7 protein-coding genes are annotated in these 14686 nt (G+C 27.3%); 4 read left to right on the plus strand and 3 right to left on the minus strand.

The genetic code is table 11. From position 1 onward, the window contains the following. Positions 1-4: 4 nt before the first annotated feature. Both ACJJVK_RS04880 and ACJJVK_RS04885 read left to right on the plus strand, forming a co-directional pair. On the plus strand, positions 5-1180 hold the full coding sequence (locus ACJJVK_RS04880) for an efflux RND transporter periplasmic adaptor subunit (RefSeq protein WP_215994430.1): 1176 nt from the start codon (positions 5-7) through the stop codon (positions 1178-1180). Positions 1181-1186: 6 nt separating this feature from the next. Next, positions 1187-4672: an efflux RND transporter permease subunit gene (locus ACJJVK_RS04885; RefSeq protein WP_405568309.1), complete on the plus strand. Its 3486-nt coding sequence runs from the start codon at positions 1187-1189 to the stop codon at positions 4670-4672. 84 nt (positions 4673-4756) lie between these two features. Here the strand turns inward: ACJJVK_RS04885 and ACJJVK_RS04890 are convergent, their stop codons facing one another. Both ACJJVK_RS04890 and ACJJVK_RS04895 read right to left on the minus strand, forming a co-directional pair. After that, on the minus strand, positions 4757-5305 hold the full coding sequence (locus ACJJVK_RS04890; RefSeq protein WP_405563773.1) for a hypothetical protein: 549 nt from the start codon (positions 5303-5305) through the stop codon (positions 4757-4759). Positions 5306-5315: 10 nt separating this feature from the next. Further along, complete coding sequence (locus ACJJVK_RS04895) at positions 5316-5711, minus strand: hypothetical protein (RefSeq protein WP_215994432.1); 396 nt, start codon at positions 5709-5711, stop codon at positions 5316-5318. A 145-nt stretch (positions 5712-5856) separates the two neighbouring features. Here ACJJVK_RS04895 and ACJJVK_RS04900 point away from each other — a divergent pair, with 145 nt between their 5' ends. Continuing rightward, complete coding sequence (locus ACJJVK_RS04900; RefSeq protein WP_405563776.1) at positions 5857-8889, plus strand: tetratricopeptide repeat protein; 3033 nt, start codon at positions 5857-5859, stop codon at positions 8887-8889. Beyond that, on the plus strand, positions 8886-10595 hold the full coding sequence (locus ACJJVK_RS04905; RefSeq protein ID WP_405563779.1) for a DUF6531 domain-containing protein: 1710 nt from the start codon (positions 8886-8888) through the stop codon (positions 10593-10595). Before ACJJVK_RS04900 ends, ACJJVK_RS04905 begins: the two co-directional genes overlap by 4 nt. Positions 10596-10607: 12 nt before the next feature. On the opposite strand, the gene ACJJVK_RS04910 is transcribed toward ACJJVK_RS04905, so the two are convergent. Beyond that, positions 10608-14684, minus strand: coding sequence for a caspase domain-containing protein (locus ACJJVK_RS04910; RefSeq protein WP_405563782.1), 4077 nt, complete (start codon positions 14682-14684; stop codon positions 10608-10610). Between the last annotated feature and the right edge of the window lie 2 nt (positions 14685-14686).

Here is a 14686-nt window from a genome sequence, read left to right on the forward strand (position 1 = left end):
CACAATGAGAAAAATATATTCATTATTAGCAATCACTATTATTTTAATTTCTTGTGGAGAAAAGAAAACAACCTCTGTAGCAGATTTAGTTTCTACAGGAACTTTACAAGAATTAACAGCTAAAAAGAAAGAAATATCAGCAAATTTAGAAGCTATTAACCAAGATTTAGAAGCTATTAACAATGCTATTTCAGAAAAAGATACTGTTAAAAAACTTCCGTTAATAACAACTTTAACAGCTAAATCTGAAGTTTTTACGCATTACTTAGAAATTCAAGGAAACGTAAAAACTAAACAAAACATTTTGGTTTACCCAGAAATGCCTGGTATTTTAAAAACCATTTTAGTTAAAGAAGGCCAAAGAGTTGCTAAAGGACAATTATTAGCTACTATAGACGATGGTGGAATGAGCAGCCAAGTTGCACAATTAGAAGCAACAACAGCATTAGCAAAGACTACTTTTGAGCGTCAAAAACGTTTATGGGATCAAGAAATTGGTTCAGAAATTCAGTTTTTACAAGCAAAAACAAATTACAAAGCGCAAGAGAATACATTAAAACAACTTAAAAGTCAATTGTCTAAAGCTTCTGTAAGAGCTCCTTTTTCTGGTGTTATTGATGATGTAGTAAAAGAACCTGGTACAGTATTAGTTGGTGGCCAAGGTTCAGAAATTTTTAGAATTGTGAATCTAAACAACATGTATGTAGAAGCAGAAGTGCCAGAAAGATACATTACTAGTATAACTAAAAATAAAGAAGTAAAAGTTTCTTTTCCTGTTTTAGGAGAAACTTTAGAAAGTTCTGTAAAACAAGTGGGTAGTTTTATCAATCCTAATAACAGATCTTTTAAAATAGAAGTGCCTGTAACCAATAAAAGTGGTAATATAAAACCAAATTTAACAGCCAAACTTCAAATAAATGATTATTCGCAAAACGAAGCCATTTTAATTCCACAAAGTATCATATCAGAAAATGCAAATGGAGAGCAATTTGTTTATGCTATTAAAGGTAAAAATGCAGATAACGAAGCTGTTGCAGAACGATTAATTATTAGAACTGGTAAAACACAAGGTAATTATATAGAAGTTTTAGAAAACCTTTCTGTAGGCACAGAAATTATTGATGAAGGTGCACGTAGTGTAAATAATGGACAAACTGTAAAAGTTATCAATATAAAATAATTAATGATGACAGAACAAAAAAAACAAGTAGATAAAGAGTTTAAATTATCAACTTGGGCAATTCAAAATAAAACAACCATTTATGTAATAATGGCTGTATTATTCTTCTATGGTATTTCTGCGTATTTAACCATGGCAAGAGAAAATTTTCCAGAGGTAAAAGAAACTAAAATATACATTAGCACTGCTTATCCTGGTAATACAGCAGAAGATATAGAAAAACTGATTACAGATCCTATAGAAGATCAAGTAAAAACAGTTAGTAATGTTGTAGAAGTTACCTCAACATCGCAAGAAGATTACTCTATTGTTATTGTTGAGTTTGATGAAAACATTTCAGTTGAACTTGCAAAACAAAAAGTTAAAGACGAAATCTCTACAGAAACTTCTAGTGAAGATTGGCCAACGTTTAATGGCGCAAAAATAGAACCTAATGTGTTCGATTTAAGTATGTCTGAAGAAATGCCTATTTCTAACATTAATATTTCTGGTGATTATCCTATTTATAAATTAAAAGAATTTGCAGAATATTTACAAGATGAAATAGAAGATTTATCAGAAATTAAACAAGCAGACATTCGTGGAGCACAAGAAAAAGAAGTAGAAGTTGCTGTAGATATTTATAAAATGATGGCTGCAAAAGTTAGTTTTAACGACATTACTTCTGCCATTAGCAATGGAAATGTAACCATGTCTGCAGGTAATTTTATTACAAGCGGACAAAGAAGAACTGTTAGAATTATAGGTGAAATTGATGAGCCAGATGCGCTAGAAAATTTTGTAATAAAATCAGAATTTAATAACCCTATTTATTTAAAAGATGTTGCAACTGTATCTTTTAAAGACAAAGACAGAACAACCTTTGCAAGAGAAAGAGGAGAACCTGTTGTAATGTTAGATGTTAAAAAACGTGCAGGAGAAAACATGGTTGCTGCTTCAGAACAAATTAAAGAAATTGTAAACGAAGCCAAAGAAAACTATTTTCCTAAAGATTTAAAAGTTACCATTACTAATGATCAATCAGACAAAACAATTGGTCAAGTAGACGATTTAGTAAACAACATTATTTTTGGTGTTGTTTTAGTAGTAACTGTTTTAATGTTTTTCTTAGGATTTAAAAATGCAGTATTTGTAGGTTTTGCAATACCAATGTCTATGTTTATGTCTTTAATGATATTAAACATGCTAGGTTATACTATGAACACAATGATTCTTTTCGGATTAATCATGGGGCTAGGAATGCTGGTAGATAATGGAATTGTAGTTGTAGAAAACGTATATCGTTTAATGGACGAAGAAGGCATGAATAGAGTTGAAGCTGCCAAAAAAGGAATTAGCGAAATTGCTTTTCCTATTATCATTTCTACTGCAACAACAGTTGCCGCTTTTATTCCATTAGGTCTTTGGCCAGGAATTATGGGAGATTTTATGGTATTATTACCAATAACATTATCTACAGTATTAGGATCATCTTTATTAGTCGCAATTTTCTTTAACTCTGTTTTGGTTTCTCAATTTATGAGTGTAGAAGATGTAGATATGCCAATGCAAAAAATTGCCATTTTAACTGGTGTAATGACCATTTTTGGAATTATCACATTATTAACAGGTGGAGCATATAGTGCTCTTGGAGCATTAATGATTTTTACAGCAATTATGCTTTGGATTTATAGATTGTTTTTAAGAGGATGGTCTAACAGTTTTCAAAATAAAATATTACCAATTTTAGAAGGTTGGTACGAAAAAAGATTAAGAAACTCATTATCTGGTAAAAAACCATACTTCTTAGTAGCCTTAACCTTTATTTTACTAATTGCTTCTTTTATGGCTTTTGGTTGGTCTTTAAAAACACAAAGAACAAAAGTTGAATTTTTTCCTGATAACAAACCCAACCAAATTATTGTTTATATCGAATATCCAGAAGGTACAGATATCAAAAAAACTAATGAAATCACTAAACTTATAGAAAAGAAAGTTGAAGACGTTTTATATAGTGATGAATATATGGATGGTGACCATAACTTTATGGTAGAAAGTTTAGTTTCTCAAGTTGGTGAAGGTGCAGGAAATCCACAAACTGATGGTGGTTCTGCTGCAGAAATGCCTCATAAAGGTAAAATTACAGCTTCTATGAGAGAGTATAAATATAGAAGAGGTTTAGACAGTGAGTTAATGCGTCAAAAGGTGCAAAAAGGCTTGGTTGGTATTTATCCAGGAGTATTAATTTCTGTTGAAAAAGATTTAAACGGACCTCCTGTTGGATCTCCAATTAACATAGAAATTGAAGGTGATGATTATGCTGAGTTAATTCTTACTGCTCAAAGAATGAGAGATTTTATCAACACAAAAAGCATTGTTGGTATAGACGAATTAAAGATTGATGTTAACAAAGACAAACCTGGTATGGAGGTTTTAGTTGATCGTAAAAAAGCAGGTGAATTAGGTGTTTCTTCAGGGCAAGTTGGGCAACAATTAAGATCATCTATTTTTGGTAGCAAAGCTGGTGTTTATAAAGAAAAAGGAGAAGATTACGATATTTATGTTCGTTTTAATAAAGAAAACAGATATAATACGAGTGCACTTTTTAATCAGAATATTATTTTTAGAGATATGGCTTCTGGACAAATAAAAGAAATTCCGGTTTCTACTGTTGCCACACAAAGCAATAACTCTAGTTTTAGTGCTATTAAACACAAAGACATTAAAAGAGTAGTTACTGTATATTCTGCTTTAGCTCCAGGGGAAACAGATGCAGCTGCAGTTGTTGGTAAAATTCAGGCAGAAATGAAGAATTTTAAGAATTTACCAAAAGGTGTAAAAATAGATTATACTGGTCAAATTGAAGAACAAAACAAACAGATGGCATTTTTAGTAGGTGCATTCTTTACAGGTTTGGCATTAATTTTCTTCATATTAATTTTCCAATTTAACTCGGTTTCTAAACCAACAATTATTATGATTGCTATTTTCTTAAGTTTTATTGGAGTCTTTGGAGGAATCGTTATTTCTGGTAGTTCTTTTGTTATTATGATGACAATGATGGGTATTATATCTCTTGCTGGTATTGTTGTAAATAACGGAGTTGTATTATTAGATTATGCACAATTATTGATTGATAGAAAGAAGCATGAATTAGGTTTAGGCGAAAATGAATATTTAGAAAAAACTGATTTATTCGAATCTATAGTTAGAGCTGGTAGAGCACGTTTAAGACCAGTTTTATTAACTGCAATTACTACAATTTTAGGTTTAATACCGTTAGCAATTGGTTTAAATATTAACTTTTTTACTTTATTTACAGAATACAATCCTCATATTTATTTTGGAGGTGATAACGTTGTTTTCTGGGGGCCTTTAGCTTGGACAGTAATTTATGGTTTGTTGATTGCTACATTTTTAACTTTAATTGTAGTTCCAATTTTATTCTTCTTAGTTACACAATTTAAAATTTGGTTAAAAAGAAAAACAGCACCTAAAGCAATAGCTTCTTAAAAAAGAAGAAAAAATATTTTTTAGTTAGTAGTTAGTTAAAAGGGTTAAAATTATAATGATTTTGGCCCTTTTTTTTAAGTCTTATCACCTTTTTAAATACAATTTTGTCTTTTCTTCTAAAATCTGCGCTTCATATTCAAAATCAGAAGTCCAATTAAATTCGAAAACATCAAAACCACCAAAACATTCTGTTGGTTGTAAATCAAAAGCTTTTAAAGTCATTAAAAAACGATCTATACCACCAAAAGGATAATTTCCGGTCGAAAATTTTACGATTCCTTTGTTGTTTTCTGTTTTTTCTAAACTATCTAAATTAACCTCAAAACCATCTTCTAAATAATTAAGTAAAGAAAGGTTGTATTCATTAATTAATTGGCTTTTAGCATTTTCTAAAGAAAAATAGCGTTCTAAAAATTGCTTAGCATACTCAGGAAAAAGAGTATCAAACAATTTCCTTTTTGGCCTGTCTTCATCGAAATACGCATCAATTTCTTCTTCTGTTGCAGTTTCCCAATCTATTTCTAGTTTTTCCTCTTCATATTCACCAATTCTAAAAGCATCCATATGATTGTAAACTACTTTAAAATCTTTAAATTTTTCTAATTCTGTTATTGTAAACTTAATATAGAGCATCTATTTTAAATTAAATTGATAGTTCGTTTTTATGCATTTTAAGATGAATTTTATTTTGTTCTTTATCTATAAACGTATAAACTGTAAAACACATTTCATTTTTATCTTCATGTAAAACATTCATAGAACTAAAACCTAATTCTAATTTTGGATTTTTATATTTTTTAGACAAATGTGCTAACAAAACTTTAAAAATTGCTTCATAATTTTCTTCAAAATAATGGATTGCATTTATTTGAATATCACTCATACTATGCAAATAACTCAAACTAATATTGTCTGCATATAAATTGCAATACCCATCAGTTTTCTGATTTTCATCAATTTTACTACCAGAATCATCTACTTTTCTAAAACCCTCTGTAGATGAAATATATACATAATCATCATAATCTCTAGTTTGCATATTTCTAATTTTAGTAAAAGTATAAAATAAATTAACTTCTATTATTTCTTAATAAAAACCTCTAACTCTCAAATTTACTGAATAATAAGTTGTTTATTTTAAACAAATAAATTTTCATTAAATTTAACATCAGAAAAAACAATCTATGAAAAAAATCTTTTTTTTAATTTTCTTGATGTTTGTTTTACCTTTTTTTGCGCAAGAAAACGGATCTAGAGGAACACTTACAACAAGTAATAAAAAAGATACAATTAAGGGAGTTAAAAGAGCTTTAGTAATCGGAATTTCTGATTACAGTTCATCTAATTTAACTCTTAAATATGCAGATGATGATGCTGAACTTTTTAAAAGCTATTTAACTAAAATTGAAAAGGTTAATGAAGAAAACATTACTCTACTTACTAATGAAAACGCCAATTCTTTTAATATTTTAACAGGTCTTAAAAACTTAAAAAATAGTGCCAAAAAAAATGATATTATCTATTTGTTTTTTGCTGGCCATGGAGATGTTGTAGATAAAGATAATGTACAAGAACAATTGGGTTTTTTATTGGCTTATGACGTAAATCAGAATAGAGAATTTTATGGCACTCAAGGTGTAATTCCTTTTAATAACATTAGTAATACTGTTAACGAAATTGCGAGTAAAGAAGCTAAAATAACCTTAATTTTAGATGCTTGTAGGTCTGGTTATTTATCTGCAGATGGTACACAAAACAATCTAAAAACATTTAATAAATATCTACAAAATTCCACAAAATTACTTAGCTGTAACCCTAATGAATTGTCTTACGAAGGCGATAATTTAAAAATAAGCGAAGGCAAAATTGGTCATGGTTATTTTACTTATTATTTAGTTTTGGGTTTAATGGGTGCTGCAGACAATTTGGTACAAGATAACAAACTACAATCTTTTGAGTTGCAAATGTTTTTAAATACAACTGTAAATTCTGCAACCAATAACAAACAAACACCTATTGTAAAATCTAAATCTTCTGCAGATATTTTTAAAGAAGTACTTTCTTTAGATAAAAAAGAGGCTTTAGAGCAGGTTCAAAATCCGTCAGGAATAAAAAATATTTTGGCCTCTAGAAGCAATGCTAACACCAACGAAAAAGGTTTAGATTTAAACTCTAAATTGATACAACAATTTAATAATGCTTTAGCTAATAAAAATTATTATGGTAAAACTTCTAGTGCTTACGAAACCATAAAAGAAGCCATAAAAGAAGAAAAAATTGCTGATGGTGTTATTCAATTAATGAAAAATAAGTTGGTTGTGGCTCTCTCTATAAAACCTCAACTTTTAATTAATGATTATATAGGTAATGTAGAAAACTTACCAAATGGAAACGTATTTACAAAGAATGCTAAACACCTTGAAATTTGTTTAGATTTATTAGACAAAGACAATTATAGTTACAACCGAATTTTAACTAGTAAGCTTTTTTTAGAAGCTTATGCTATCATAAAAAATAAACAGTTTAACAAATACCCTGTTGCAAAAAGAAAACTGAATGAAGCCCTGCAAAAAGAAAAAAAAGCGGCTTATATTTATAATGCTTTAGGTATCGTTTTAAATTATGAAGAAGATTATAAAGAATCAGAAAAAAATTATAAAAAAGCTAATCAATTAATACCTACTTGGTATTTTCCTATTAATAATCTTGGTGTAAATTATTATGAACAAACAGATTATACTTTAGCAAATAAATATTTTAATAAGGTTTTATCTAAAGATCTTAAAAATAAAAATACTAACCATAATTTAGGCGCAGTTGCAGAAAATTTAGGTAGGTACCAAGAAGCCGAATATTACTATCATCAAGTAAAAAAACAAAGTGGAGAATATTTATCAATATCCCTCAGAAATTTAGGGAAACTTTATAAAAGAAAAGGGAATATAAAACAAGCTGAGACGTATTTTTTAAAAGCTCTAGAAAAAGACCCTAAAGATGTAAACGCATTATTTGATTATGCTAATCTTTTAATTGATGAAAGTATAAATCCACAAAAAGCAGTAAAGTTATTAAAGAAAGCAATAGAATTAGAACCTTATTTATCTAAAGGATATGCAGAGTATGCTGGTTTTTTAAGACGTTTTCCCAAAAACGATAATGATTTAATTAAGGCAGATAGCCTCTTTAATATTGCTATAAAAAACAATCCTTTTTATACTTGGTCTTATGCAAGTAGAGGTTGGTTATTTTACAAACAAAAAGAAAATGAAAAAGCCTTGACTTCTTTTAATGATGGTATAAAAAACAATCCTAAAAAAGCAAGTTCATATTACTATTTAGCTAGTTTTTACAATACTGGTTTAAACAAAAAATCTCTTGCAAAACAATATTTCGAAAAATCTTTACAAATAGATTCCTTTTATATGCCTGCTTATAAAGGTTTAATTGAATTGTTAAACTCAGAAAACAAATTTGATGTTTCTGTAGATATGCTAAATAAAGTTATTAAAAGAAATAGCAAAGCACCAGATTTATACAATCTTTTAGGGAATACTTATTATGCCCAGAAAGAGTATTTAGAAGCTATAAAATATTATCAAAAAACAATAAGTGTAGATAGCACTTATGCTAATGGTTATTTAAATTTAGCCTACAGTAAACTTGTTACCAAAGATTATAAAAATGCCTCTAAGTACTTTAAATTATCTGCCAAATACAATCCATATAAAAATAAAACAGTTAATTTTTCTAAATTATTTTTACTGCAAGCCAGAAAAGCAAAAAGAAAAAATGATGTAAAGGAAACCAAAAACATATTAGAACAGGCCTATAATTTAGACAGTAATATAGAAACCGTTTTTATGCAATTAGAATTGGCTTATCTTACAAATGAATTGAAAAATTCATCCAATTTAATTACTGAATTAAACAGCTTTTCTGCATCTAAAAGTTGGCAAATAAAAAAATACGAGTTGTTTGTAAAAGCTTATTTAGATCTTAAAAATTTAGAGAAAGCAAAATTTTACTTCGCAGAATATAAGAAAACAAACCCAATACCAAATGCAATGTTGCAGGTACTCTTGTTATCCTTAGAAAATAAAAATAAAGAAGCAAAAGAACTACTAAATACTATAAACCCTCTACTATTAAGAGATACTTATTTAAAGAGAAAATACAGCAACTCAGCAATTAATATCATTAAAAAATTACAAGAATGAAAAATAAAACAATAATTAATTTACTAATTATAGCACTTATAAGTTTTAGTTTAAATGCTGGGGTTAATCTTAAAAATGGTAATTTCTATATTTCTTATACAGATGTTTTATTAAAAAATTATAACTCTGCTTTTAAAAAAATTACAAGAACTTACAATTCTAAATCTACAGAAATAGGTTTGTTTGGTTTTGGTTGGGGTACAAAATTTGAAACCTCAATTACGGTTTATCCTGATGGAACTTTAAGGGTAAAAGAATATGGTGCAGGAGGAAAAACTGTTTATTCTTCTAATTTTATTTCTGATGATTTAACGCAATTAATGATAGATGATTTAATAGAAATAATGCAAGAAGAAGGTGATTTAGAAATGAACCCGACTGCGATTACAAACCAAATAAATACCTTAAAAAACGACATAAATACGCGTTTAGAAAAATGGGATAAATATGTTAAAAAAGGCTTATTAGAATATCCAACAGATTTTCCTATTGGGTCTGAATGGGAAAGTTTTACAAGGGGTAATCAAAAAATTACGCTAACTAAAGAAGGTTTTGTTAGAAATCAAAAAAACAAAAACGAAAGAGAAGTTTTTAATACTAATGGCAAATTAATTAAATACGATTTAGGTGATGGTAATTTTACAATTTTAGAATACACCAACAATACTATTTCTAAAATGATAACTGGTGATGGAACTGAATTAATTTTTGAAACTAATAAAGATGGCTTTGTAACCAAAATTTACTTTAAAAACATAGATTCTGAAAAAAGTTCTAGTTATAAATATGATGATAATACCTTAATTTATAATAAAGACATTGCATACAATCATTATGGCTATACTTATGATGAAAATAAAAATCTAACAAAAATTCTCTATAATCCTGTAAGATTTAAATCAGAAAAAGAAGATGTACAGCTAATGTCTTATCATCCAAAAACATCTTATATAAAAAGTATAACAGACAGAAAAGGAGATACTATTTCTTACGAATACCCTATATTTTATAAAGAAGATGGTACAAAAGACGACAATCATTATGCAACCAAGGTTACCAAAAAAGGATACAATGAAAAACTAATAACCAACATTTATGAATACTTTATAGGGGCTAAAGGAAATGGAGAAACCTATTCAAAAAAAATTATTACCACCATAAATGGGATAAAAACAGCAACAGAATATGATGAAATTTGCAGCAAACCTATAGAAATTTCTAGAGGTAAACACACCACCAATTTTAAATATAATAACAGGTGTTTATTAATAGAAAAACATTCTACAAAAGGAGATTCTATTGCTATGAAATACCACCCAACATCAGAAAAATTAACCTATGTAAAAAATGATTCTGGTATTTTTGAGTTTACGTATGATGAAAATTTGAACTTAACAGACGTGCAAAAAAATAAAAATCAGTGGGTTAAATTAGTTTACGATGGTAATAATAAAATTACAACAATGACTGATGGTAATAAAACAACAGGCAAAACTAGAACTCTAACTTTTTTATACAATAAAATAGGAAAGCCTATTAAAATAGAAATGAAAGATGTTGGCGCCATAAATGTTACTTATGATAAATATGGTGAAATAGAACGTGTAGCCAGCGAAGATGGTCATAAAATGGCTTTACAAGTTACGCAAGCTTTCCAGAGCTTATTGCAATTGGTAAAACCATCTGGAGTTAATTTAAATATGTAAAAGAACACTAGTTTACCAAGCTTTTAGAATAACATTTTTATTAATTTCTCTAATATCTGGTATTTGTTTGCCTTTTGTTAACTCAATAACCTCTTTTAAAACTTCTGCTATAAAATCTTCAGTTAATGGTATGGTTTTCTTTATACCTTCTTCAGTAACGCTATAAGAGCCCATTTTACTTTTTAAAATTTTTAAATAAGCAGAGGTAAAAGCACCATTACTTAATTCTTTATTCTCGAAAGCAACATCTGCACCAGAAGAAGCTGATAAAATAGTTACACCAGATTTAGATAAAAAATCATCGAATAAAGTAGATACAATATCAGACATTTTAAACTTAGGTGCTTTTTTGTTGGTTTGTGTTACAGTTCCTCTTTTTCCTTGCTCACTAACAGCTGTTTTGTTATTATTAGAATCAACAATATCTAAAGTATTACCTGCATGACAAGTATCCATCAACAATAATTTATTTATGGCTTTGGTGCTAGATAAACTATTAATAAGCGTTTTAAATGCAACACCATTTTTAGTAACATCATTAAAATCCATATTATGAGGTGCATAGTAATAATTGTTCTTTTTATCTAAAACTCCATGACCTGCAATAAAAATAATTACCTGATCTTCTTGTTTTGTATTCTTTAAAAAGTCAATTATTTCTGATTCAATATTTTCTTTAGTAGCCTCTTTATTTGTTATTTTTTTAACAAAGGTTTTATTAAAAGAGAAAGGGGTTGATTCTGATAAAATTTTGTTTGAACTAAAACCTCCATAGTTAAAATCACTCACTAAAGAAGGTGAAGATTTTATAAATTTTGGAATAGAATTAACGATAGACATTCCTTTAATATTATATTCCTCATCAATAAATGTCTTGGTTTTTAAAATTGTACCTTCTAAATTATAAGTAGTTATTTTAAATCTAAATTCATTTAATTTACTACTTAAAACTGTAATTTTCTTACCATCATCAGAAATAGAAACTTTATCACTGTATGTTATTTTTACAGGAATTTTTGTTGGAATTTCATCTTTAGATAATTTTTGTAGATATAAAAAATCATCATATCCAGAAAACAATAAATAATTCCCATTATTTGATAATGATTTAAAATTTGCACCTAAAGTATCCCAACTTTCCATTGAAATTACTTCATCAGAAAAAATATACTTATCTGTTTTATAAGTTACTGTGTCTTTTTTATTCGTTTTATCGTTTGCAATAATTGTTTGGAATTCGTTTCTATTAGTAAGTTTTGTAAAATAAAACCAATTACCATTTTTTAAAGGTTGTATTTTACTGAAGTCAACTTCATCTTTTTTAAATGGTAAAAGAACTTCTTCTGGTTTTTTTGAATTAAAATTATATGAATAAATTTTATTATTAGAAGATCTAACATAAAATTCATTTTTATTGGGAGCTATAAAAATTTGTTGATTTGAATAAAGATCTATTTTAAAATCTTTTGGCAGGTTTATTTCTCTAACCTTTTGAGTTTTAAAATTCCAAATAAAACTTTTTTCATTTTTAATTTCTAACCAAATTTCACCTTCTAAATCTATAGAGTACAAATTGCCAAGAGAAGTATATTCACCCAAATATCTATTGATGCTAGATAAATTATTGTTTTCTAGATTTTGTAATGTGTATTTATCACCCAAAAAATCATCATTAAAATTTTTGATAGTAACAGAGTCTAACTTGCCATATAAATTGGCAATATCAAAAGCATCTTTATCTGCAAAAGTTAAGTTGTAAGCTTCTTGTTTGTATTTAGAAACACCAATACTTAAAACGTATAAATCTCCTTTTTTATTCGTATTTTTTAATTGATTATTTGGTTTTACTTCAACAAAAGTATTGTTGTTTGTTCTTAGTGAAGTTGCCTTTTTTAGCAATGTTAAATATTCTTGATTTGGCTTACCAAAAACATTTAATACTTCTGCTGGCTTATAAAGATTTTGATCTGCATTTTTAAGTGATATTTTTTTATCATCTTTAGTAACAAACAAAAAATCATTAGCATTTGTGTTACTAAAATAATGATTATTAGCATCGTAAAAAATATGCTCTTTTTCTGATGGATGAAACATACCACCAATTTCTTTTAATGTTTCTGTATCTACTACACTAATTTTACCATTAGCATAACTAATCATTAATTTACTAGCATCTTTGTTAAAGGAAACAGATTTAATAGGTTCTAAATAATCTTTTTCAATTCTTTTTTCACCTACAATAACACCAACATTTTCAATTACCAATGCTATTTTGTTATTCTTGTAATCTAACTCATTAACATAAATAAATGGTTTTTTTTCTGATTTAAAAGTATCATCATCATTAGGTACAAAAAATATACTTTCATTTTCGAACACATATTTTTCTTGTGAAAAATATTTATAACTCACAACAAAACCATTTTCTGCTTTATGTAGAAGAAAGTGTGTGTTTTTAAGTTTTTCTTCTAAAATAACCGTCTTTATATCTACTCTTACCTGAGCCAGGTTTTCATCATTTATGGTTAAAATATGTTTTGCTCCTTCAGAAAATTTTGCGAATTTATACAGCCCAGTAAACTCTTTCACTACATTATTTTCTACTAGAGCCAAAGGTTGAGGCTTTGTATGACCTGTATTAAAGTATTTTTTTGGGCTTAAAAGTAATTTGTTAGAAGCTGCATCAAAATCTATAATACTAAAATATTTATCTTTTATTTTATAGAGTTTGGTTACTTTATCATCTATAAAACTATACTTAAAAATATAACTTTGGTTTGTACTTAAATCAGAACCTCTAAATAGTACTAAACCTGTTTTTTTATCAAAAAAAGGATTGTCTGTATAAAATGAAACTTTATGATTTAACTCTAAATAATCTTTAAAACTTAGTGTATTAAAACGATTATTAAATGTGCCAGAAGTAAAATATTTTACCTGTAACTCATAATTACTTAAAAAATTTGATTTTTTTAATACAGAGCCTTGTACTAAAAAACTATCATCAGGTAAAAAAATAGCTTCATAAAATTTTTGAGGAAAATTTGGGTAAGAATTTACTGTTTTTCTGTTTTTAATAGTAGAAATTGTAAAATTAGCAATTGAATTATAAGTATTAAAAACATTAGAAGTTACCAATTTATTATTGCTAATAAAATCTCCTGAATACGCACCTTCTTTAATATTTATATTACTTAAAGTAAGCTTGTTGTTTTCTAAACTTAAAACAATTGGATTTTTAGGAAAATTACTTTTTTCTGTTATAATTATTTTCTTTTTATCTAAAAAATCATCAACAATTGAGGTTGAAAAAATGGTAGAAAACCAAGGAATTGTTACCTCTGGTTTTGCTTCTCTTTTGCCATTTGTATAGCTAAAAACAGATAAAATATTCTCTTTATTGTTTATTGTTATCGTATATAATTTGTTGATTTTTTCATTAAAAAAGGGATATAAAACTTCGTTTGTATCTTCTACTTTACTTTGCCAAAGTATTTGGTTGTTTTGTAAATCTCTATAAACTAAATTTTGGCTTTTAAGATTAGTTTGTTCTAAATAAGCAATATGTGTACTATCTTTATTAATGGTTGCAACGTTTACATTTGTATTTGGTTTAAAAGATTTAAATAGTTGAAATTTATCATTTAAAACGCTAACCAAAAAAGACGTTGCTGTTGTGTTACTTTCAGAAATAATTGTAAAAGGGCTTTTTTTATTACTGATAACATTGCCTTTAAATACGTTTTTTACTAAAACCTTACCTTTTGAATCTAGAATCCAGAGTGAGTCTTTACTTTTAAAAAACAAACCTTTTCCATCAAAAATTAAACGTGGACTTTCAATTAAACAATTGTTTCTTTTTTTTAAGGTACTATGATAGGTAAAATTGTCTGTATTGTATTTTAATATTTTTCCAGATTTATCAATTGTTATTATTCTTTCGCCACCTTTTGTTACGAGAATATCTGTAATTTGATCTGAATGATGATCTTTTAAATGAAGCTTATATGTGTCTTGAGAATAACTTTTATTTATTAAGCCTAAAAGGATAAATACATAAAAAAATAATGCTCTTTTGTTATTTTTCATAG

The organism is Polaribacter sp. Asnod6-C07, from assembly GCF_045063625.1.
Classification (GTDB): Bacteria; Bacteroidota; Bacteroidia; order Flavobacteriales; family Flavobacteriaceae; genus Polaribacter; species Polaribacter vadi_A.